This window comes from Bacteroidota bacterium (assembly GCA_020402865.1).
Lineage (GTDB): Bacteria > Bacteroidota > Bacteroidia > Palsa-965 > Palsa-965.
This window is the reverse complement of sequence record JADBYT010000007.1, coordinates 109,326-132,039: the sequence shown is the minus strand read 5'-3', so window position 1 is coordinate 132,039 and position 22,714 is coordinate 109,326. Positions and strand designations below refer to the sequence as shown.

Annotated in this window: 19 protein-coding genes; 8 read left to right on the top strand and 11 right to left on the bottom strand. The window is 48.3% G+C overall.

What is annotated here, in order from left to right; translation table 11 throughout:
- The first annotated feature begins 356 nt into the window (after positions 1-356).
- Complete coding sequence (locus tag IM638_05835) at positions 357-3,329, top strand: serine hydrolase (protein MCA6362537.1); 2,973 nt, start codon at positions 357-359, stop codon at positions 3,327-3,329.
- Positions 3,330-3,465: 136 nt separating this feature from the next.
- Positions 3,466-3,918, top strand: coding sequence for a hypothetical protein (locus tag IM638_05830; GenBank protein MCA6362536.1), 453 nt, complete (start codon positions 3,466-3,468; stop codon positions 3,916-3,918).
- Positions 3,919-4,058: 140 nt separating this feature from the next.
- Here IM638_05830 and IM638_05825 read toward each other — a convergent pair whose 3' ends face one another.
- The 10 genes from IM638_05825 to fahA form a co-directional block, all read right to left on the bottom strand.
- Complete coding sequence (locus IM638_05825) at positions 4,059-5,630, bottom strand: organic solvent tolerance protein OstA (protein MCA6362535.1); 1,572 nt, start codon at positions 5,628-5,630, stop codon at positions 4,059-4,061.
- Between the two features lie 34 nt (positions 5,631-5,664).
- Positions 5,665-6,945: an adenylosuccinate synthase gene (locus IM638_05820; protein ID MCA6362534.1), complete on the bottom strand. Its 1,281-nt coding sequence runs from the start codon at positions 6,943-6,945 to the stop codon at positions 5,665-5,667.
- A gap of 41 nt (positions 6,946-6,986) precedes the next feature.
- Complete coding sequence (locus IM638_05815) at positions 6,987-7,334, bottom strand: STAS domain-containing protein (protein ID MCA6362533.1); 348 nt, start codon at positions 7,332-7,334, stop codon at positions 6,987-6,989.
- Positions 7,331-7,822, bottom strand: coding sequence for a transcriptional repressor (locus tag IM638_05810; GenBank protein ID MCA6362532.1), 492 nt, complete (start codon positions 7,820-7,822; stop codon positions 7,331-7,333). Before IM638_05810 ends, IM638_05815 begins: the two co-directional genes overlap by 4 nt.
- A gap of 79 nt (positions 7,823-7,901) precedes the next feature.
- Positions 7,902-8,102, bottom strand: coding sequence for a type II toxin-antitoxin system RelE/ParE family toxin (locus IM638_05805; protein MCA6362531.1), 201 nt, complete (start codon positions 8,100-8,102; stop codon positions 7,902-7,904).
- 103 nt (positions 8,103-8,205) lie between these two features.
- Positions 8,206-8,376 (bottom strand): hypothetical protein, encoded by a 171-nt coding sequence (locus tag IM638_05800; protein ID MCA6362530.1) that lies wholly within the window; start codon positions 8,374-8,376, stop codon positions 8,206-8,208.
- A gap of 19 nt (positions 8,377-8,395) precedes the next feature.
- Positions 8,396-10,639, bottom strand: coding sequence for a bifunctional (p)ppGpp synthetase/guanosine-3',5'-bis(diphosphate) 3'-pyrophosphohydrolase (locus IM638_05795; protein ID MCA6362529.1), 2,244 nt, complete (start codon positions 10,637-10,639; stop codon positions 8,396-8,398).
- Between the two features lie 208 nt (positions 10,640-10,847).
- Positions 10,848-11,576 (bottom strand): hypothetical protein, encoded by a 729-nt coding sequence (locus tag IM638_05790; protein ID MCA6362528.1) that lies wholly within the window; start codon positions 11,574-11,576, stop codon positions 10,848-10,850.
- A 103-nt stretch (positions 11,577-11,679) separates the two neighbouring features.
- Entirely contained in the window at positions 11,680-12,501 is an 822-nt protein-coding gene (locus IM638_05785; GenBank protein ID MCA6362527.1) for a hypothetical protein, read from the bottom strand.
- Positions 12,502-12,511: 10 nt separating this feature from the next.
- The gene (gene fahA, locus IM638_05780) at positions 12,512-13,792 is read right to left on the bottom strand and encodes a fumarylacetoacetase (GenBank protein MCA6362526.1); all 1,281 of its coding nucleotides are present in this window, start codon (positions 13,790-13,792) and stop codon (positions 12,512-12,514) included.
- Positions 13,793-14,119: 327 nt separating this feature from the next.
- Between fahA and IM638_05775 the strand changes: the two genes are divergently transcribed.
- The 5 genes from IM638_05775 (at position 14,120) to IM638_05755 (ending at position 18,282) form a co-directional block, all read left to right on the top strand.
- Positions 14,120-14,938 carry a hypothetical protein gene (locus tag IM638_05775; GenBank protein ID MCA6362525.1) on the top strand — a complete coding sequence of 273 codons (819 nt, stop codon included), beginning with the start codon at positions 14,120-14,122 and terminating at the stop codon, positions 14,936-14,938.
- A gap of 5 nt (positions 14,939-14,943) precedes the next feature.
- Complete coding sequence (locus IM638_05770) at positions 14,944-15,702, top strand: prolyl oligopeptidase family serine peptidase (GenBank protein ID MCA6362524.1); 759 nt, start codon at positions 14,944-14,946, stop codon at positions 15,700-15,702.
- Positions 15,699-16,340 carry a class I SAM-dependent methyltransferase gene (locus tag IM638_05765; GenBank protein MCA6362523.1) on the top strand — a complete coding sequence of 214 codons (642 nt, stop codon included), beginning with the start codon at positions 15,699-15,701 and terminating at the stop codon, positions 16,338-16,340. Before IM638_05770 ends, IM638_05765 begins: the two co-directional genes overlap by 4 nt.
- Complete coding sequence (locus tag IM638_05760) at positions 16,340-17,068, top strand: WbqC family protein (protein ID MCA6362522.1); 729 nt, start codon at positions 16,340-16,342, stop codon at positions 17,066-17,068. Before IM638_05765 ends, IM638_05760 begins: the two co-directional genes overlap by 1 nt.
- Before the next feature lie 128 nt (positions 17,069-17,196).
- Positions 17,197-18,282 (top strand): sel1 repeat family protein, encoded by a 1,086-nt coding sequence (locus IM638_05755; GenBank protein ID MCA6362521.1) that lies wholly within the window; start codon positions 17,197-17,199, stop codon positions 18,280-18,282.
- A gap of 180 nt (positions 18,283-18,462) precedes the next feature.
- Here the strand turns inward: IM638_05755 and IM638_05750 are convergent, their stop codons facing one another.
- Positions 18,463-19,779 (bottom strand): hypothetical protein, encoded by a 1,317-nt coding sequence (locus IM638_05750; GenBank protein MCA6362520.1) that lies wholly within the window; start codon positions 19,777-19,779, stop codon positions 18,463-18,465.
- 194 nt (positions 19,780-19,973) lie between these two features.
- Here IM638_05750 and IM638_05745 point away from each other — a divergent pair, with 194 nt between their 5' ends.
- Positions 19,974-22,640, top strand: coding sequence for a T9SS type A sorting domain-containing protein (locus IM638_05745; GenBank protein MCA6362519.1), 2,667 nt, complete (start codon positions 19,974-19,976; stop codon positions 22,638-22,640).
- The last annotated feature ends 74 nt before the right edge of the window (positions 22,641-22,714 follow it).

Here is a 22,714-nt window from a genome sequence, read left to right as displayed (position 1 = left end):
CCTAGATAAATCCCCGCGCCCTAGATAAATCCCCGCGCCCTAGATAAATCCCCGCGCCCTAGATAAATCCCCGCGCCCTAGATAAATCCCCGCGCCCTAGATAAATCCCCGCGCCCTAGATAAATCCCCACGCCCCCCCAGAAATCCCCGCGTGCGCATGCTACCGTGGGCGAAGCATCGCGCCCCGACGGGATCTTCAGCCCTAATCAACAGCGCAGCTGTTGAAAAGTCAAACACCCCTCCGTAATTCCTCCCGCACATCACGGTACATTTATTGTCTAAACCCATACACTTATTCATTCCTGATAAACAACAGCAATACAGTTGTTTATCTTTATCCATAGCCGACAGCAACCATGCATTTCATTCGCACTGCCGCCTTCCTTTTCCCGCTTCTGCTGCTCACTCCGGCAGTTCCTGATATAGCCGCCTTTTCTGCTTCCGATAGCACTAAAGCTACCAGCGGGCCTTCGCAGCTACCGCCGTTTCTGGCGTTGAGCAATACCCGCTGGGCCGATTCCGTGATGAAAACACTCACCCCCGATCAGCGCATTGCACAATTGTTTATGGTAGCCGCCTGGTCGAATAAAAATGCCACGCATGTGAAGGAAATTACCACGCTGGTGAGTAAATACCATATCGGCGGACTCATTTTCATGCAGGGCGGACCGGTGCGGCAGGCGCAGCTCACCAACAAATACCAGAAACTTTCTAAAGTGCCGCTTATGATTGCCATGGATGCCGAGTGGGGGCTTTCCATGCGTATCGACAGCACGGTGGTGTTTCCGAGGCAAATGACGCTGGGCGCCATGCAAAACGACTCGCTGATCTATTTCATGGGGCGAGATATGGCGAGGCAGTGCAAGCGTCTTGGCGTGCAGATCAGCTTTTCGCCCGATGCGGATGTGAACAATAACGCAGCCAATCCGGTAATCGGTACACGCTCGTTTGGCGAAGATAAATTTGCAGTAACCCGCAAAGCATTAATGTATATGAATGGTTTGCAACAAGGCGGCGTGCTGGCCTGCGGCAAACATTTTCCCGGCCACGGCGATACCGAAAGCGATTCGCACAAGACCATGCCGTTAATTTCGCACAGCAAAGAGCGGCTCGATTCGCTCGAACTTTTTCCGTTTAAAGGATTGATACACGGCGGAATCGGGAGTATGATGGTGGCCCATCTTTCAGTACCCGCGCTTGATACGGCAGCCAATATCCCCACTACACTCAGCAAAAAGGTAGTTACCGGTTTGCTTCGCGAAGAGCTTGGTTTTCGCGGATTGGTGTTTACGGATGCGCTGAATATGAAAGGCGTGAGCAGTTATTATCCCGAAGGAGAAGTAGATGTAAAAGCCCTGCTGGCCGGAAATGATGTGCTGCTTTTTTCGGGCGATGTGCCTAAAGCACTGGCCGCAATAAAAGCAGCTATTGCCCGCAAAGAAATTTCGCAGGCTGAAATTGATGAACGCTGCCGCCGCATCCTGCTTGCCAAACAGTGGATGGGCCTCACCGCCAAGCCGGTGGTTAAACTCAAAAACCTGGTGAGTGAACTCAACACACCGGCTTCTGACTGGCTCAACCATCAGATGGCCGAAAGCGCCGTAACACTCGTGCGAAACGAACAACAACTCCTGCCCCTGCGCCGGCCCGATACGCTGCGCATTGCTTCGGTAACGCTGGGTGCCAGCCGCCCCGGACTTTTTCACGAACGCATGGCTTTGTATGCCGGTGTAACTCCGTTTGCATTCGAAAACGATGCCAGACAACCTGAGTTTGATACACTGCTTAAAAAACTCGACGGCTTTAATCTGGTGGTGGTGGCATTGAGTGCGGTGAGCCAGCGCACGGCAAACAATTTCAATATTCATCCGCAAACGTCGGCGCTGCTGGCCGCGCTTCAGGGCAAAGGCAAAACTGTGGTGGCGGCCGTGTTTGGCTCGGCATACGCTGCCGATCAGCTTCCTGAGTTGCAGCGTTGCAGCGCCGTAGTGATCGGCTACGAAAGTTTGCCTGCGCTGCAGGATGTGGCTGCCCAGCTGGTGTTTGGCGGCGTGAGCGCAAAAGGTAAATTGCCCGTTACACTCAAAGGCTGGGCACTGGGCACCGGCATGGCTACTCCGGCTCCCGAACGTTTTGCATACGTGACCGCCGAGGCCGTCGGATTCAGCCGCAAAGCGCTTTCTCGTATCGACTCCATTATGGCCGATGCCATTGAGAAAAAAGCATTCCCCGGCGGACAACTCTTTGCCGCTAAAGACGGAAAGGTGTTCCTGCATAAATCATACGGCCATTTCACGTATGCGCAAAAACGTAAAGTGAATAATACGGATTTGTACGACATCGCTTCAGTGACTAAAATCATGGCCACAACACCCGCCGTAATGCGCCAGCAGGAACGTGGTAAGTTAAGTGTGGACAGTACGCTGAGCGTGTATCTGCCAGAACTCAAAAACACCAATAAAGGCCGCATCGTTATCCGGAATATGATGGCGCATTATGCCGGACTTGAAGCGTGGCTTCCGTTCTGGACAAAAACGGTTGACAAAAACGGCGTGCGTAAACGTTCCATTTACAGCAATGTATATTCCGATTCATTCCCGATTTATGTAGCGCCCGGCATTTTTATGAAATACAACTACCTCGATACCATGTATCAGGAAGTGGTGAATTCGGGAATGAGTGCGGGTATCACTTACAAGTACAGCGATCTCTGCTTTTTCTTTTTGAAACGTATTATTGAAAAGCAGGAACAGATGCTGCTTACCGACTATGTGAACGCCAATTTCTATCGTCCGCTTGGCCTGCCTACTATGGGCTACCAGCCCGGACTGCGTTTCCCGGCCAGCCGTTGTGCGCCTACTGAAAACGACGTGAAGTTTCGCCGACAATTGATTCAGGGCGATGTGCATGACCCGGCTGCGGCCATGCAGGGCGGCATTGGTGGCCATGCAGGCGTGTTCAGCAATGCCAACGATGTAGGCGTAATGATGCAGCTTTTCCTCAATGGCGGCACCTACGGCGGACAACGTTACTTTCAGCAAACAACAATTGATCAGTTCACCAGCGCACCGTTCAGCGGCAACCGGCGAGGGCTTGGGTTCGATAAACCCGATCCCGAAACGTTTGTGCCAGCCTGCGATGGTATTTCGCTGCGCAGCTTCGGCCATCAGGGTTTCACAGGCACTCAGGCCTGGGCCGATCCCGAAACCGGAATCGTGTTTGTGTTCCTCAGCAACAGAGTGTATCCTGATGCTGACGATAACAAACTGGCCAAAATGGGTGTGCGCGGTAAAGTGCTGAAGGAAATTCTGAACGGATTCAAGAAATAATTTCGGCAAAATTTTCTAAAGACATTTTCTGGATATGGTCTTTGAAACTAACAATACTTACAATTCACGGGATCGACTCTGGATTGCTTTGTTTTCTGGTGTTCCTATGACTTTGTGCAGCACACTGGCCACACGTTTGGACGACGATCGCAAAATTTCCGTGCTTTATGGAGTTATACTGGGTGTGATAGGGGCTGCAATTGGTTTCGGAATTTGGCAAGTCGTCAAGTCCAAACCTGCATGGTTTAAAATTATCATATTGCTGATCTTGATACCAACCTGTTTTACAGGGGTAATACTGATTGATAATTTTCAGAAACCGAAATTTCTCACATGCGAAATTTGTGGATATAAAGCGGTAAAACCAGAAGGAATAAGTTGTGAATATTGTGCCAGTCCGATCTGGGCTGAGGTGCTTCGTGAAAATCCTGAATTACTTAAAGAAGATTGGTTGCGTGAGGAACAGCTATGGATTTTTACTCCTGATAGTTCCGCACATAAGATTAATTTCTATGAACCCGCAGTTGCCTCTGGCTTTCAAAAAGACAATAACTGGAAACCGGTTGTTTCAGAAAAAGATTTTAATTAACTGAAGTTCATTTTGCTATGTTAAATAAATTCAGGTAGGCGTTTTTTTTACGGAAACATACCTGAAATAAAGGAAGCATCGTATTCATGATTCAATTTGAATGGATTGATAAGAATTGTTCCCAAAGGCAATTCAAACTATTATTTAAATAAATCACGCACAGAGGTCGGCTGCTCACTTTCGCGCCAGCGAAAGTCTTTAAGCAACGCCTGACGCGGAGGTAAATCAAGGGGTGGAAACAAAGACGCATCCGGCTTGTCGTAAAAGCTGATACCGATTACTTTGCTTTCTTTCACTTCAATACGCAAACGGCTGCAGTCGGCACGGTTTACGCCTACCAGCAGGCCCTGATCACGTGCATAGTAAAGTGTTTGCCCGTTGCCGCGCACATCAATGCGCACCAGCTGGTTGTCTTGAAAATAACCGGTCATGTATTTGCCGCGTATCTGATTAAAACGGCTGCTGTCATCGCGTGAGGCAATGAAGGCGAGGTTTTCAAGCTCCAGCCGCTTTACTTCGCCTTTTACCGTAATAATATAAACCCGCTCAGCCGTTAGCTGGTTGCCGCCCGACCAAAGCACCGGATCGCCGAAAAGCCGCATTGTACTGTCGGCCGATGTCCACGAAAGTGAATCACAACGCCCCTGCAAATCGGTTTTATAAAAGCGCACACCGCGATACGCAAATACCTTCCGCTCATTGTCCGACACCGTGTCGCCTTTGGGGCGGTCAACAGTTATCGTTTTCAGCGTATCGGCATGCAGAAAGAGTGAGTCTTTGTCAAATAATTGTATGAAAAGCGCCTCTTTCGATACAACCGAAGTGTTGGTGCGCTCATTGTGAGTAGCTAATCCGCCGGTAATGACAATGTTTTGAGTAGTATCTGTTAGTTTTACATTACCAATCGCTTTCCCAAGCCCGTTTTTGCGATCATACCATAAACTATCACCTTTCAGTTCCTGCGAATCAGTAATGATGTAAGCGTTACGCTGAAACTGGCACACGTCTTTTTTCGTGTCGTAAAACCCATTTTCGCAATAAATAAAATCTGTACTGCCTTTTGATTTGATGGTGGTGGGTCCGAGGAAATACGCCACTTTAGTATCGGGCTGATAGCGCAGCGTGTCGCAGTTCATTACGTAGCGCGGGTTGTTGAGCACCACGTTTTTTTTGAACGTCAGCGTTTTTGTTTCGGTCGAGTAGGTGCCGATCTGGCTGTTCAGCGTGTTTTCGCGGCTCACAATTTTTGCGCCGCTCACGTAGCGGGCAATTTTTGTGTTCATATCATACGCGGCCGAGTCGGTGGTGAGCACCATGTCGCGGTCGGTGAGGCGCACATTGCGGCGCATGTTGGCAATGCGGCTGTTGCCGTCGTACTTCAGCAAATCGCCGTAAATGTGTACCGAGTCGCCCTGCTGAATGTGTACGTGCCCGTATGCTTCAAGCGTATTGCCCTGACTGCGCAGGTGTGCGCTGTCGCAAAACATGAGTGTGCCCTGATGTTCAAACTGCACATTGCCCAGCAGGCGCTGGTAGCCGAGCCGCTGATCGCCGATGAGGCTTTCGGCGTTGCGCACGGCAATTTGTTTGCTGTTGGTGGTGGCAATGGGTTGCGCCTGCAGCCATGTGGCAAAAAGCATAAAAGCAAAAAGCAGCAGCGTTTTCATGCCGCTGCTTTTTACAATTTCAGTGCCGCTGTGCGTGTGGCGCATCGGGTTTAGCATTTGTTGTGAAAAACGGTGCCGCTCAGGCCCACACCGCGCTGCGCATGAGTGTTTGCACACGGTCAGGCCCTACAGAAACTACATGCACGGGCACACCGGTTTCGCGTTCAATAAAGCCGATGTATTCAATCAGCTCGTGCGGCATGTCTTCGGGCTGGGTGAGTCCGGTAAGATCGCAGTTCCAGCCTTTCAGGTCAGTATATACCGGTTCAATGGTTACGCCGTTAATATCATACGGCAAACGATCGGTAAGCTGGCCGTTTACGCGGTAATGTGTACACACGCGGATGGTGTCGAAAATGCTCAGCACATCGGCCTTCATCATCATCAGCTCGGTTACGCCGTTAATGGTAATGGCGTAGCGCAGGGCCGGTAAATCAAGCCAGCCGCAGCGGCGCGGGCGTCCGGTGGTAGAGCCGAATTCGCGGCCTTCCTGACGCATGCGTTCACCGGTTTCTTCAAGCAGCTCGGTAGGGAAGGGGCCGCTTCCCACGCGGGTGCAGTAGGCTTTGAAAATGCCAATTACATTGCCAATGCGTGAGGGGGCAATGCCCAATCCGGTGCAGGCGCCTGCAGCCATGGTGTTTGACGAGGTGACAAACGGATAGGTGCCAAAGTCAATATCCAGCATGGAGCCCTGCGCACCTTCGGCCAGCACGGTTTTGCCGTTGCGCAGCATATCGTTTACAAAATGCTCGCTGTCAATGCGGGTAAGCTCACGCATGGTTTCAATACCTTCAAACCAGGCGCCTTCAAACTCGGCAGGGTCAGTATCCGCACCCATAAAGCGAAGCAGTTCGCGGTGCTTGGCTACCAGTTTGTCGTATTTCTCGCGGAAATCGGGCAAATCAATATCGCCTACACGCAAACCGTTGCGGCCGGTTTTATCCATGTACGTAGGGCCGATACCTTTGAGCGTGGAACCGATTTTTTCCTTGCCCTTTGCGGCTTCCGAAGCTTTGTCGAGCAGGCTGTGTGTGGGCAGGATAAGGTGTGCGCGGCGCGACACAAGCAGGCGTTTTTTTACATCCACGCCCAGCTTACGCAACGCATCAATTTCGCGCTTGAGAATAACCGGATCAATCACCACACCGTTTCCGATTACGTTTACCGTGGTTTCATGGAAAATACCGGAAGGAATGGTATGCAGTACGTGTTTTATGCCGTTAAACTCAAGTGTGTGACCGGCATTGGGGCCGCCCTGAAAACGGGCTATCACATCGTACTTGGGTGTGAGAACGTCAACAATTTTACCTTTTCCTTCATCGCCCCATTGGAGGCCCAGGAGAATATCAGCTTTCATAGAAAAGGGTGGTCGGTATTTGAATGAATGATTGAGAGTAATTATCGGTTCAGGTGAGCGCGGGCCTCGTCAAGCGTGTCATACACATGAAACACCGCATTAAGGCGTGTAAGCAGCAGGAGTTCGCGCACTTTATTGGGTATGCAGGCCACCACCACTTCGCCACCGGCACGGCGGGCGTGTGTAAGGGCCTGAATAAGTACATTAAGCCCGGTACTGTTCATGAGCTTCATGGCCGTAAGGTCGAAAATGAAATGGGCATGCCCGTCGGCAGCCAGCTTGTCCACATCGCCAAGCAGTTGCAGCGATGAATCTTTATCGAGCAGATTGCCCTGCATGGCAATAATGGCCACAGGCCGGGTTTGCGGTATGGTGTAGGAGAAGTTCATGAGGGCTCTTTTCCGTTTGTATCCTTGTGAGGGCAGGTGCCGTGCGCAGCCAGTTTGTTGCAGCGACCAAAGAAATTGAGCGAGTGGTTCACAATTTCAAAGTCGAGAATATCGCCGGTGGTTTTTTTGATTTGCTGGATGCGCGGGTCGCAGAATTCAAGCACACGGCCACAGTCCTGACAAATCAAATGGTCGTGTTGCTTGTAGGCGTAGGCGCGTTCAAACTGAGCCTGATTGCGGCCAAACTGGTGGCGTGTAACCAGCCCGCATTCCAGTAAAAGCTCTATGGTATTGTACAGCGTAGCGCGGCTCACCCGGTATTTCTGATTCTTCATGTGAATGTACAGCGATTCAATGTCGAAATGACCGCCTCTCACATAAATCTCATCCAGGATCGCAAACCGTTCAGGTGTCTTGCGGTGTCCGTGCTTACCCAGGTGCGCAGCGAAAATGTTTTTCACCGTTTCCCGGGTTTCTGTATCTGTCATGTTGGTATGCGTAATGTAAAGGGAGGTAAAGATACTGATTTTTGTTGGGTGGGGAGATAAACAAAATGTGATATCTGGCTTACTTTCTTAGTCTTTTTTTGACCGGATTAGTGTGTGAATGAATAATTCTGTAAATGATTACAGTTTTGCCATCAGCAATATCATAGATAATTAAACAAGGGAAACGGCCAATCCTTATTTGTCGAAGCGAATGTTCTACTTCCTGTTGCGCATAGGGATATTTTCCTAAATGCTGAACTGCATCAAGATATTCGCGGATTAATAATGAACCGTAGCCCTCCTGTTTTTTTCATACCATTGGGCAAAACGGCGTAGATCATTATAGGCTCCGGGAACAATAATAATATCGAACACGGAGCAACCTATTTTTCAAATAGTTTTAGCAATTCTTTTCCGGCTTCGTAAGCATCCAGAGCCTGCTCTTCGCCAGATAGAAATTTGGCTTTTCGTTCGGAGATAATTTTGAGATCCTCCGGAGTTAAAAAAGAAGTTTCTTCAGGTACGGTGGGCGTATTTTCTGGCGTTTGTTTCATCTGTCCACTAATTTACAAATTAATTCCCCGGATTAATACGCGACACATCCTGCACGCCGTTTACCTTACGGAGTTTATTGATCAGGCTGGTGAGGTGGTTGGTATCATGCACAAAAAGCATTATAGTTCCTTCAAACGTGCCGTCAACCGTATCAAAACTAATGGAGCGCATGTTTACGTTGAGTTCGCTGGAGATGATGCGGGTGATGTTGTTTACAATGCCCACTTCGTCGATGCCGGCTACGCGGATACCGGCCAGGAACGAAATTTTCTCTTGTCCCTGCCAGCGCGCCTTTACAATGCGGTAGGCGTAGTTGGCCATGAGCTGGAGCGCGTTGGGACAGTTTACGCGGTGAATTTTTATGCCTTCGCCTACGGTAATAAAACCAAATACATCATCGCCGGCAATGGGCGTGCAGCAGTTGGCTAATTTGTATTCAATGCGCGTCATGTTATCGCCGATGATGAGCATGTCTTCGGCGCTTTTCTGGCCGCGTACATCTTTCACCACCTGCTCCAGTGTGGGTTCGGTTTTGGCGCTGCGGTTGGGTTTGTCTTTGTCGCGCAGCCAGTTTTTCAGCTCGCGCAGGGTTACCACATTTTTTGCCACGCGGTAAAAAAGTTCCTGCGCGCTGGGCAAACGCAGGTACATCTGAAATTCGTTGATGTTTTTTACCGTGAAATCAATTTTCTGGTGGTTGAATTTACGCTCCAGAATTTCGCGCCCTTCTTCAGCCACACGGCGCTTTTCTTCTTTCAGCGCACTCTTAATTTTCGATTTGGCGCGGGCTGTAACCACATAGCTCAGCCAGTCTTCCTTGGGCTGTTGTTTCGACGAGGTGAGAATTTCCACCTGATCGCCGCTGATGAGTTCGTGGCTCAGCGGCACTAATTTGTGGTTCACCTTCGCGCCAATACATTCTTCGCCCACTTTGGTGTGAATATCAAACGCAAAGTCAAGCGCAGTGGCGCCCACGGGCATCGTACGCATTTCGCCTTTGGGCGTAAACACAAAAATTTCTTCCGCAAACAGGTTCAGCTTGAAATCGTCTATGAAATCAAGCGCGTTTTCCTCCGGACTTTCCAGCAGTTCGCGGATTTTGCGCAGCCACTCTTCCAGCTGGTTTTCGCGGTTGTTGTCCACACCCGCCACTTCATCCTTATACTTCCAGTGCGCCGCATAGCCCTTTTCGGCCAGCTCGTCCATGCGCTCGGTGCGTATCTGCACTTCCACCCATTTGCCTTCCGGCCCCATTACGGTGGTGTGCAGCGATTCGTAACCGTTTGCCTTGGGCGTCGAGATCCAGTCGCGAAGACGGTCGGGACTGGGGTGGTAAAAATCAGTCACAATGGAATACACCCGCCAGCAGTCGGCCTTTTCCTTTTCGTAGGGTGTATCAATAATTACGCGGATGGCAAACAGGTCGAAAATTTCCTCAAACGGCACGCCTTTGAAGCGGATTTTGTTCTGAATGCTGAATATTGATTTTGGCCGGCCGTAAATACGGGCTTTGAACCCCTGCTCGTGCAGAATTTCCTTAATCGGGCCGATAAACTTGGCGATAAATTTTTTGCGTTCCGGCTCGGTGTCTTTCAGCTTCTGGGCAATATCGTTATACACCTCTTCTTCGGTGTATTTCAGTCCCAGGTCTTCCAGCTCCGATTTTATGGCATTCAGCCCCAAACGGTGTGCCAGCGGGGCATAGAGGTAAAGCGTTTCCGAGGCAATTTTAAGCTGCTTGTCGCGCTTCATCGAGTCGAGCGTGCGCATGTTGTGCATGCGGTCGGCCAGTTTAATGAGAATTACGCGGATATCATCGCTCAGCGTAAGCAGCATTTTGCGGAAGTTCTCAGCCTGCAGCGAGTTGGTTTGCTGGTCAAACACCCCCGAAATTTTGGTGAGCCCGTCAATAATCTTTGCCACCTTCTCGCCAAACATGCCCTTCACATCGTCAAGCGTAATATCGGTATCCTCAACCGTATCATGCAGCAGCGCACACACTACCGAGGTGGTGCCCAGCCCGATTTCCTCCGCACAAATCTGCGCCACGGCCAGCGGATGGTAGATGTAAGGTTCGCCTGATTTGCGGCGCATGTCTTTGTGCGCATCCAGCGCCACGTTAAACGCTTTGCGGATAAGCTGTTTATCGCCTTTTTCAAGCCTGCGCTTGCAGGCCCGCAGCAAACTGCGGTATCGTTTCAGGATTTCCTTCCGCTCCTGGTCAAGATCTATTTCGGGTGCTTTTTTCTGTGTGTCGGCCATAAAAACAATAGCATGCCGCAGCAATTATCACTGCAAATCTGCATTGAAGTTACAATTTTTCAGCTGTGCAAAGCGATTTATTTTTCAATCATTCTCCTCGTTTTTCAATTGCCCCGATGCATACGCTGCTGAAAAAAAATGTCCCGAAAACTTTCGGGACAAGCCAGCCGTTTCGGGCCATGCACAGAGGGGAAAGCAGGTTATCAGCTTACCGCGCACCAATGCGCAAACCCACACCTATTGCACCTTCAAAATGCCCGCCGGTAAACGGACTGTTCAGGTTAATGGTTTCGGTAAACGGAATGTAGAACGGGTGCGAAATATCCACACGCACGCAAAACAGGTTTTGTTTCATCGGAAACCACACATAACCGGTTTTCAGTGCTATGCCCAGCGTGTAAAACCTGTTTTCGCCGCTGGTGGACCAGGTCTCGCTTCGTTTGCTGTCTATGCGGTAGGTGAGTGTCTGATGCTCGAAGGTTTGCATACCGATAAGATCTATTCCGGCATAGTACCCCGAAAGACGCAGCGCACTGGTTTTGGCATTAAAGTAATGCGCGGCTCCGATGCGGATGTAAGCGCCGCGATACTTGGTTACCGTGCGTTCCAGATAGGTGTCTTTTGTATATACTTCCGGAAATTTGTCGAGCGTTTTGCTTTCGTAAAGTTCAAGCCGCTTGTTCATGTCTTTCGAATCTTCGGGCGATACATACTGATAATCGGAACCCATATTCGAATTACCGCCAATACCTACAATGATTGATGTTTTTCCGAACGAACGTTCAAGCGATGATTCATAAAACTGGCGGTCGAGACCAAAATGCCACGCAAACTGAAACAGCTGTTTGTCCTGATTATTGAACTGTGCACGAAGCGTAGCCGGAGCCGTACAAACCAAAATAAAAAGTAATGCGGGGATGTTACAAAGGGATTTCATAGGCACTTTAACATATTGAGCAATGTAAAAGTTGCCATTTCCCGTCGTAAATCTCATGCAAATCGACAAGCGGGTGATTATTTCCGCTAAGTGGTAAGCGAGATTACTTCAACTTCTGGAAACTATCGGCCATTTCGTCAAATACAGCCTGATAATTGAGCATATTACCGGGCTTTGAATTATCGGCAATGCAGTTGAAAACGTACACATCCTTCCCGGAAATGAGTATGGTGGTAATAAATCCGATCTGCGCATTACCCACCGCATAGGTGCCGTATCGGCGAAAACCGGTAGCCTGTGCCAGTTCCACTTTCTGTTCATCCACCACATCTAAGCGGTCCACATTGTCGTGCAGCATTTTAAGCTGGTCGGCGGCAATTTTGTCCAGTGTTTCGTCTTTACCCAGCTGGCCTTTTACCACGTTTACGGCCGGGCGCTGCAAGGTGGTATCGCTGAGTTCTTTTTCAAACACGGCCATCAGCGCCGGGTTGGGCGATTTTACTTCGCTCCAGTTGCGCGGCACACGCAGGCGAATATTCATTTGCGTGTTTTCAAACGTGCGCATGTCAAAATCAGCCACCGGCAGGCTGCGTATGCCGTTAACGGTGAACTGAGTGACGGCAAGCAGTTTTCCGTTCTCGTCGAACGCTTTCCACACGCCGGTTTTTTTGTCTTTCAGGTACTGGCCTTCGCTCACCAGCTTACCGGCTTTGTTATATACCGATGCCTTGCCGTTTTTCTCGCCGTTTACCACGGGCACTTCCAGCCGGCCGCTGTCGGTGGTAAGTACTTCGGGCTTGGGCGCATTGGGGTTTACCACCGCCGCAGTGGAAGCAGTATCGGTTTTGGCGTCGTCTTTTTGTTTTTCCGAGCAGGCCGTAAGCGCGGTTAGCCACGCAAGCAGCAAAATTTGCAGGAGTTTCATACGCGGCAGCTTAAGGTTTTGCAGGCAGTACAACTGATGCACATTCGCCAAAGCCAATGCGCACACCGTTTTTCTCGGCATAGCCGCGCACAATCACGGTATCGCCGTCGTTTATGAATTTGCGTTCGCTGCCGTCGGTCATTTGCACGGGTTTGGTGCCGCGCCAGGTTATTTCCATCATCGAACCGAATGAGCCTTCATCGGGCCCGCTTATGGTGCCTGAGGCCAGCATATCGCCCACGTTCATGTTGCAGCCGTTTACGGTGTGGTGCGCCAGCTGCTGCTCCATGGTCCAGTACATGTATTTGTAGTTGGAGCGTGAGACTACGGTTTCTTCCGCGTTTTCGGGCTTTATGGAAACTTCAAGGGCAATGTCGATGTTTTTTTCGCCCGCGTATTCAAGGTAGGGCAGCACGGCGGGTGTTTGCGTGTAGCCGGCCACGCGGAACGGCTCCAGCGCATCAAGCGTTACAATCCACGGCGAAATTACCGAGCAGAAGTTCTTGGCCAGAAACGGCCCCAGCGGCACGTATTCCCAGGCCTGTATGTCGCGCGCGCTCCAGTCGTTAAACAGCACCATGCCAAAAATGTGGTCGTCGGCGGCGGCTGTGCTTATAGTGTCGCCCAGCTGCGTGGCTTTGCCGATGATGAAGGCCGTTTCCAGCTCAAAATCGAGCAGGCGGGTAGGGTTGTAGCTGGGCACTTCGGCATCGGGCGCTTTGGTTTGCCCTTTTGGCCGGTGAAACGAGGCGCCGCTCACCACAATAGACGACGAGCGGCCGTGGTAGCCCACCGGAATATGTTTCCAGTTGGGCAGCAGCGCGTTTTCGGGGTCGCGGAACATTTTGCCCATGTTGGTGGCATGGTCAATGCTCGAGTAAAAATCGGTGTAATCGCCAATGCGCACCGGCAGGTGCATACGCGCCTCGCTCATGGGCACAAGGCATTGCGCGCGGGCTTCGGGCTGGCTCTGCAGCGCCTGTGTTTTTTCGTCCAGCAGTTCCGACACGCGGCTGCGCACGGCCCGCCAGGCTTTTTGGCCAAGTGCAATAAAGTCGTTCAAAACCGGCTGGCTGAATACTTTGTTGTCCAGCTGCAGCACATCAAGGTAGCCCAGTTCGGCCAGTGCGGCAAGGTCAAGGATGTGTTCGCCAATGGCTATGCCCGCACGGGCACTGCGGCGGGGAGTGCTGAAAATGCCGAAGGGCAGGTTTTGTATGGGAAAATCGCTTCCGGCGGGAACCGGAACCCAGGAGCGGAGGGCGGGCGAGTTGGTGTCGCGTGTGGTCATTTGTGCGTTGGCTGGAAATTTCGGGGGCAAAAGTACGGGTTTTTTGTTGGGGGGGGATGGGGGATGCAAAGAGGTTGTTTGGGGGGACGTGGAAATAATAACAGTAATGGATATATTAGTATTGACTTGTTTAGTGTAATAAGAACTGACGAAATTCTTATATCGATTGTGCGGACTTTTCATCCATAGATTAGATGATTTTTATATATTGTAGAGTAGTAAATTGATTTTTTGTTCTTTATTATTGAAAATAATTATATATTTACGATTAATATTTTTTTAAAAAAAATAAAAGTATTTGTAAAAAAAATAATCATATACTTTGATATGTTTGAATCATTAATTTCAGGATTTAGAATAATAAGAGTTTCTTTCATAACAGGGGCAATAATTGTCATTGCATTTTACATATTATTGTATGACCATCTATTCTCAAGAGTGTCGATACGTCCTTATGTTGCTGAAATATTTAAATTATTAAACATAGCTCCTTTAGTCTTTTTTATAATTCTAAGTCTAATCATTGGTTCCTTATATACTACATTTTTAGAAGGAATTGTCGATGGATTGCATAGGAAACATGTAAATACTAGCTATAATTCAAAAAAAAATAAATTTAAAAATGGAATTATAAATGCATTGTTACCGTATAGTGAGTCTGCAAAAAACAGATTACAACAAGAGTCAATTAGATTTTTCAAAGAATTTAGTGCAACAACTACAGAAGAGTATAATCAAAGAGAATCTTTGTTTACAAAATCAGTTTTTATTGAAACATTATGGATGGAAGGGAAAATTGCTGGCACATCATTAGAACAGCCCTATGATAGAATTAGATCGGAGGGTGAAATTCGACTTGCGGGAGGGTTATTAATTCCATTAGCTAGTATTACAATTTCGTACACTATTTGTGCTACAAAATTTCAAATGGTTCTTTCTTTTTTTGTTGGATTCATGTTTGCAATTTTCATAGTTAATTACGGTCTTTATTATTACAAGAAAGCTAATAGTTTTCTTGCACATCATATAGCTGATGGAAAAGTACTAGCTCCTTCTATGGAATCTTTAAAACGAAATTCAAATAAAACACAAGAAACAGGAAAAGAATATAAAGTTGACGGAAAAATTTCACTTAACTTAAAATAGAAAACATGATTAGTAATCAATTAGTCGAATTTAATGATGGCAAAAATATTCTTTTCGGAATGTGGGGTATGCCAGACGTATTGCAAGAAAATTTTCCACTAGTAATTCTTATGACTGGTGATGGACCAAGTGGCAGTAAAGGTCAAACTTGGCAGCAAATAGTACCAATGCTTCATAAAATAGGGTTAGGGACATTTTTATTTGATTTTTCAGGACTTGGTAATTCACCAGGTGTTTACAAAGAATTAAACTTATCGCTCGGATGCGAAAATTTTAAGGGGGTAATGAATTTTGTATTAAATAATGGATTACATGATAAAAATAGAATAGGAATATTAGGTGCAAGTTATGGTGGGAATATAGCTTTACTAGAAGCAAGCAAATTTTCTGAAATAAAAGCAATAGCATTAAAATCACCAAGCACATTTCTTCCAGAGGGGTATCAATTACAATATGGAGCTAAAATAATGGAAGAATGGGGTAACGAAGGGTATTCTAAAGAGGTTGGCTTGAATTATTCGGCAGTCCTTGATTCGTTATTTCACAACACATATTTGGAAGCCAGTAAAATAGAATGCCCTGTGCAAATAGTTCACGGTACTGCTGATAGTGCCGTTCCAATTAGACATGTAAGAGATTTAAAAAGAATTTTAAAAAATGGCAACTTATTTGAAGTACAAGATGCTGATCATTGGTATGCCAATGGCAATGAATGGCAAATAATGGCTGAAAAACTTGTATTCTTTTTAAATGAAACACTATGAAAAGTAATAATGAGGAAAGAGATTATATCAGAGCACTTTCAAGGTGTGAAACCGTAGAGGCATATTCCAAATGGAATGAATTATCTGAAATCGAGAGCCTATTTTTAGATAAATTTGTAAAAAAAAGTTCAAAAATAATAGATCTTGGTTGTGGAACTGGACGAATTGTAAAAACATTAATCCCGGATAAAGAAAATTATGTCGGAATAGATTTCTCTCGGCAAATGATTGATTTTGCTATAAAAAATAATCCTGATTATTCTTTTATATGTGATGATATTCTAAATTATAATTCAAATTTTGGTACATTTGATATTGCTCTTCTCATGAATAATGTGGTTGATATGATAAATCCCTATGAGAGGAGGCGAAATTTATTTAAACTATGTAAAAAGTTATTAAAAAATAATGGAATATTAATTTATTCATCGCATTTACTCACTAATGGTAATTATGCTGGTTATCAGTCAGAAAACTATCATGGTGCTATAGTTCATACTTATAGAGCGATGTTTGAGCAACATTGTTCTGAAATTGAAGAGCTTGATTTTGAAATCTTGATGGCTGCGAGAGATTATCGAAATAAAAAAGCTGATTGGATGTATATGGCAGCAATAAATTACGATTCTAGTATTTAATGAAAATTACGTGTGTAACAAGTAGATATCTCCCCAACCTCCGTCACATTTCAAGAATACTTGAAGTTGATACTACTGTAATTTTAGATTTAGCTCCATTGCCACATAGAAATAAAGATTCATTTGTTTATCGAAATAGAATAGTTAATTACACTGGAGAACAATTATGGTTGTCTTTGCCAGTAAATAGAAAAGGAGTGACTGTATTTAAAAATGCACGAGTTGATCCTACTAACAAAACATGGATTGACAAACATATTAAAACAATTTCTCAGATTTATCCCAATCATAATAAATTAGCATTTGGGTTTTTGGATAGTCTTCGATCAATTTTACTTAACAGCGATGGTACTATTTTGGATATAAATATGAAATCACTTATTCTTATACTTGAAACATTGAATTATTTTAATGTTAAAATAATTTATCAAAGTAGTTTAACAAGTACACATTCAATTGAACATCGAAGTGAAATTACCAAATTACTTAATGCTGATACATACATCGCTGGGCAAGTGGAGTGGGATATTCTTGAAAAAAGTGGTCAAATTGAAAAAATGAAACAATTAAATATTAATGTTACAAGAAGCCCCGATCTTAACCCAACTCAATTCCCATTTGATTTAACCGTTAGTCTATCATGTATTCACTCAATTTGTAATTTTGGAATTGAGCAAACAACTGAAACCATTGAAAATATGATTAAATCATTAAATGATATTAGTTGAGGTGCCGCAAACCCAGCCGCAATTCCCCCAAAAATTTGCAAATCCCCCCCAATCCCCCTAATTTCAACCCCGGAAGCATTCTGGCACGAAACTTGAAAACTTCCACACACATCACAATTACAACTCCTATGAAAAAGTATTTACTCCGTTTGTGGCTGCCCGCTGTGTTTGTTGCGTCCCTCTTTACTGTTCCGGCAGCCATTTCGTCCTGCAGGGTGTCGCAAACCCAGCTGCAGGTGCTTAAACCGGCCGATATTATGCTGCCGGCGCATTTCCAGAAATTTGTACTGGCCGACCGTACCCGCCCCGGCAAGGGCAATGGCCAGCAGGCGCTGAACATTCTGGAAGGCCTGCTTACGGGCGAAAATCCCTTGCAGGACAAATGGGCTTCGGAAGACTGCCTCGAAGGCCTGCGCCAGACGCTGACCATGACACCGCGCTACACCGTAACCATTGCCGCGCTTGATACCGCGCTTAAAGGCACCGGCCGCCGCCAGGTAATGCCGCCGCTCGACTGGAAAACGGTGAGCCGCATAATTGGCAACGATACCACTACCGCGCTGGTGGTGCTTGAAGCATTCGACTCCAACACCGATGTGGCAATGGATCTGGTGCCCACGCAGCAGCGCCAGTCAGACGGTTCTACCATTACCGTAAACCAGCACCGTGCCCGTGGCCGTGTGAGTGTGGTAACCACCTGGCGCATTTACGACCTGAAAAACAAAACCATTTCCGACCAGTTTACCCAAAACAGCGATCAGTTTTTTGAAGGTCAGGGCCAGACTGTGCAGGAAGCACAGGGCCGTTTGCCTGCCCGTTATGAAATGTCGCGCCGCGCGGGTATTGCGGCGGGCAACCAGTACGGCCACCGCATTGCGCCCCAATTTATTTGGGTAGCCCGCGAGTTTTACCGCAAAGCGCCCAAAACGCCCGAAATGCGCACCGCCGGCCGTTTGGCCCGTTTCCAGAACTGGCAGGGTGCTGCGGATGTGTGGAACAAACTGGCTTCAAACCCGAATCCGAAAGTAGCCCGCCGCGCTTCCTACAATCTTGCCCTGGTAGCCGAACAATCAGGCGATCTGGATCTGGCGCTGCAGTGGGCCAACCGCTCGGCCCAAATGGGCGACCGCCGCGCACCGCGCTACGTGCAGATTCTGCAGCAGCGCAAATGGGAACAGCAGCGCCTGGAAGAACAGATGAAAGGCAAAAAGTAATTGCCCGATTACATACACGCATTGATGCAGAAAACCGGTTCAGAATTGCTTCTGAGCCGGTTTCTGTTTTCGGGTAAGATGTGTTTGCCAGTCAAATTACCCTTTTCAATCAGAGGGGTACTAAAAAAAATTATGCTCCCGACTATTGGCTGATCCCGGGGAAGATCAGCCGATAGTCGTTTAGAGGAGCCACTCGCTTCCGCCCGGATAAACTTTTATGTTTTTCATGAGCTGCGCTACTTCGGGCATGTTTCGCGCGGCTTCGAAGCTTTTGTTGCGTTTAAAGCCGAGCAGGAGTGTGTCGGCGGTTTCGTTGTTGCCGGCTTGCCAGTGGCAGGCCATGCGGAGCAGGCTGGCGTAGGCGTAAAGGCGCGGCCAGAGGGTGTTGAGCGTGTTGCTGTCGCACACGGGCTGGAGCATGCGCACACCTTCGCGGAAACGGCCTGTTTTCCAGGCCAGGAGTCCGGCAAAGTAGCGAATGAAACCATCGCGGCCGGTGTCGGTGTTGCCTTCGGTATCGCTGAGTATTTGCTGTGCGCGGGAAATGAGGTCGGTGGCGTCGGCATTGTCGGCTTCAATAAGCCGTGCGCGGAGTTCGAGTTCGATCAGCGCGCGTGAAATACGGCTGCGCAGGTGTACGGGGGCGTTTTCGCTGAACTGGCGCAGGCGCTGCACGGCATGTCCCACTTCCTTCACCGTGCGTGAACGGTAGGCGAGGATACCGCTGTTGAACACCATTGTAATGTATTGTTCCTGACGCACGGCCAGTACAGCCTGGTGTTTTTCGAGCAGCTGCAGGGCGCGTTCGTGGTACTGCATCATTTCGCTCAGGTTCTTGCGTTCGGCGCCAATGTGCGCCAGCAGGTGCATGCGCAAAATATCTTCGGGCACACTCAGCGGCTCCTGTTTCAGCAGCGCACTGTTCAGAATTTCGTCGATAATGGCTGATTTGTCGGCCGCAGTTGAACTGAGCCGCAGCAGCAGCATATCCGTTTCGTGCATGCGCGTGAGGCCTTTCATAAGTTCGCTGCGGCGGGCAATTATTTTCTCGGCCTGATGCAGCTGGCCCATGCCGTTTACCAAACGCAAAGCCAGCGAAGTTACTTCAAGCGCAAATTCGAAAAGCCCGGCTTCGGAAGCCTGCTCAGTCAGCTTTTCGAGCAGGCGGTTGGCGCGTTTTTCAAGTCCACGCTGATAGAGCAGGTGGGCTGCTGAAAGTTGTTCGCGCAGCCCGCTTTCGGGCGAATTACGGTGCTGCTGCTGCACCAGCGATTCGGTAAGCAGCTGAAACAGGTATTCCTGATCAGTTGCATTGATTTCCGGTATCGGTGCGCCTTCTTCGAGCTGAAGAAGTTGTTCATACACCTGAAGATAACTCTTCGGTGTGCCGTCGGCTGATTTATATCTCGAACTGTCGAGCCGGAATGCGCGTTTCTCGGCTTTTGACATAGAGCGTATCAGCTGCAACAGATCTGCAGGAATACTTTTCTTTTTCATAGTGTTTGCCGAATGCAATCTAAGTTAGTTTTGAATTTCAGGAAACAGGCAGGGTTATGATTTAGTATTAATTAATACTTGACCGGCTTTTCTAAAGATATGCTATTGGTTAGTAAAAAATATTGATAATCAGTTTGCTACAGGGTTTACTTTACTTAACTTGCACATAGAATTTCTCCAAATCCCAAATCGAAATGAAATTACGCTACCTGTTACCTGCTTTTGTCTTTCCGCTTGTGCTTGGTGCCCAACAGCCTGATGGCACACCGCAATCACTCACTCCCGTGCAGCGCCTTATGTCGCAGCAGCAGGTGCTTAACGGCAATGATACACTTAACCGTGTATATTCAAACACGGCCTGCGGGCTTAACTACACGCAGGCAACCGTGCGGCTGGGGCAGCGTTTTACACCCATTGGTCTTCCGCAGCCGGCTCCGCTTACCATAACCGGCCTGCCGGGATGTGCGGTGGTGGATTCAGCCTATCTCTGGTTCGAACTGCTTGGGCCCAATCCGCCCGCACCGCTAATTACGCTTACTAATCCGCAGGGAAATTCAATCACCGTGCAAAGTCAGCTTGTGGGCACGTCTATCGACGTATGCTGGGGCATGATGAACACGCAGGTGTACCGGGCCAACGTAACCGGTATTATTTCCAGCAACGGCACCTATCAGCTAAGCGGCATACCGGTTTCGGCAGTAATTACACCGCCCAATGCGGATGCCGAAGGGGCCACGCTGCTTATTATTTACAAAGATCCATCGGTTTCCTACACCGGCACACTGCACATAGACGATGGGGCAGCCACGGTGGCAGGCGGACTGCTTACACACACCATGACCGGCTTTTCGGCCTGCGCCACCTCTACCTACGCTGATGCGTTTATTATGGTGGGTGATCTGCAGTTTAATGACATCATTAACTTCGGACTCAATGCGGTGCCGTTTCAGTTCAACTGGTGGAACTACATAGAAGACACCACGGTACAAATTTCGGCTGCACAAAATTCGTTTACCTATTCAATGAACTCGGCCGGCGACTGCTACACGTTTGCTGTGGCCGGTTTGTATTACCAGACTTCTTGCCAGAGCTGCGTAGCCGTAAACAACCCGATTAACTTTACGTCAACGGTTACGCCGGCTACCTGCAACAATAATGGTGCTATTACCATCAGCAACGTAACCGGTGGCACAGGGCCTTATACGTATTTGTGGAGTTCAACAACAGCCAATACAAGTTCCATCAGCAACCTTGCGCCCGGTAGTTATTACTTGCAGATAAGCGGCAGCAGCGGTTGCGGCGGCGGTGTGTTTACGGTGCCTTACAACGGTATTACAGCCTCAATAAGTGCTGCGCCTGCTTCGTGCGGTTCTTATCTGATTACACCTTCAATTACAGGTGGAACCGGGCCGTTTACCTATCTCTGGTCGCCGGGCAATCAAACATCCCCCACGCTTACCGTTAGTGCAAGCGGTACGTATGCACTAACGGTTACTGATGCCAACGGTTGCAACTACACTACTGCACCCGTTACTGTGCTTGTCAATCAGTCGGTTGGTGCGGCGTTATATCCAACTCATGCGTATTGTCCTTCCAACGGAAGCATTACTGCGTATGCTTATGGTGGAAATGCGCCTTACACCTATCTCTGGAGCACCGGAGCCACTACTTCATCCATCAGCCAGCTTGGGCCGGGCACCTACACCTTAACGGTTACCGATCAGTCTGGCTGTACATATACGGATACGGCTACTGTACTGTATTTAGGGCCTTTGAACTGGACCAATCCGCTGCCGTCAACCCTTACCGTGTCGTGTTATTCAGTACATCAGTTCAGTGTGTTTACCAACGACTGGAATACATCCTATCTCTGGCCGCAAAGCGGCGATACGAGTTCCATCTTCAACTACGTGCCCTCCGGACCGGGTGTGGATACGGTTGTAGTAATGGCCATGAACGGCTGCGATACCATTTACGACACTACCATTGTAACGGTAAGCACTGCACCGCCGCCAGCCACTACCATTTGCGGAGTAAGTGTAATTCCAACTACCAATGAATATGTAATTGGCTGGGACAATTTTTTCAATAATCCCGGCAATACGTATGAGATTTATAAAGAGGTGCCATTTAACAGCGGCAACTTTACACTGCTGGCCTCACAATCGTCCAGTATAATTTCAACCTATATTGATGCCGGATCGGATGCGAGTGTTTCGCCCGAGCGTTATCAGGTGGTGCGTGTGGATGCCTGCGGAAGTTCTGCACCTTCGTCGGGCGCACACGTGGGTGTGTCGCTTTCGGTAACGCCGGTTTTGCCGCAGGGCAATCAGCTGAACTGGACTGCCTACCAGGGAGCGCCTTTGTTTACGCAGTATATTTTACGCGGCACATCGGTAAACAATCTCACCTATCTTACTTCAGTGGGCGCTTCGGCTACCTCGTTTACCGATACGGCTGCAGGCAGCTGGGTATATGTGGTAGAAGTAATTCCGAATACACCTTCGTGTGTAATTGTTCGTTTGGCATCAAACTCGCCCACCACGCAAACCAGCCTCAGTATCCGCTCCAACGTGGCTGCGCCTTCGGTTACTGGTGTTAATGACATGCAGCAGGCTGCATCGCTGCACATTTCGCCCAACCCGGCCGACGGTTTGTTTACGCTAAGTTTTGAAGCTGCCGGCGTTTCACGTATCCGCGTGTACAACGTAATGGGGCAGGAGGTGTACACCGATCAGCTGAACACCACCGGCAATGTAATCACACCGCTCGATTTGCGTGTGCTGGCTCCCGGTGTGTATATGGTACAGCTTGATAACGGCAGAACAGTATCAACCGCCCGTGTAGTAATTAAACGATAGAAGAAGTTATTGTCCGATATTTTCAACAGGCCGTCCGTTTGGGCGGCCTGTTGCATGTCTTTTGGTACCTTTGC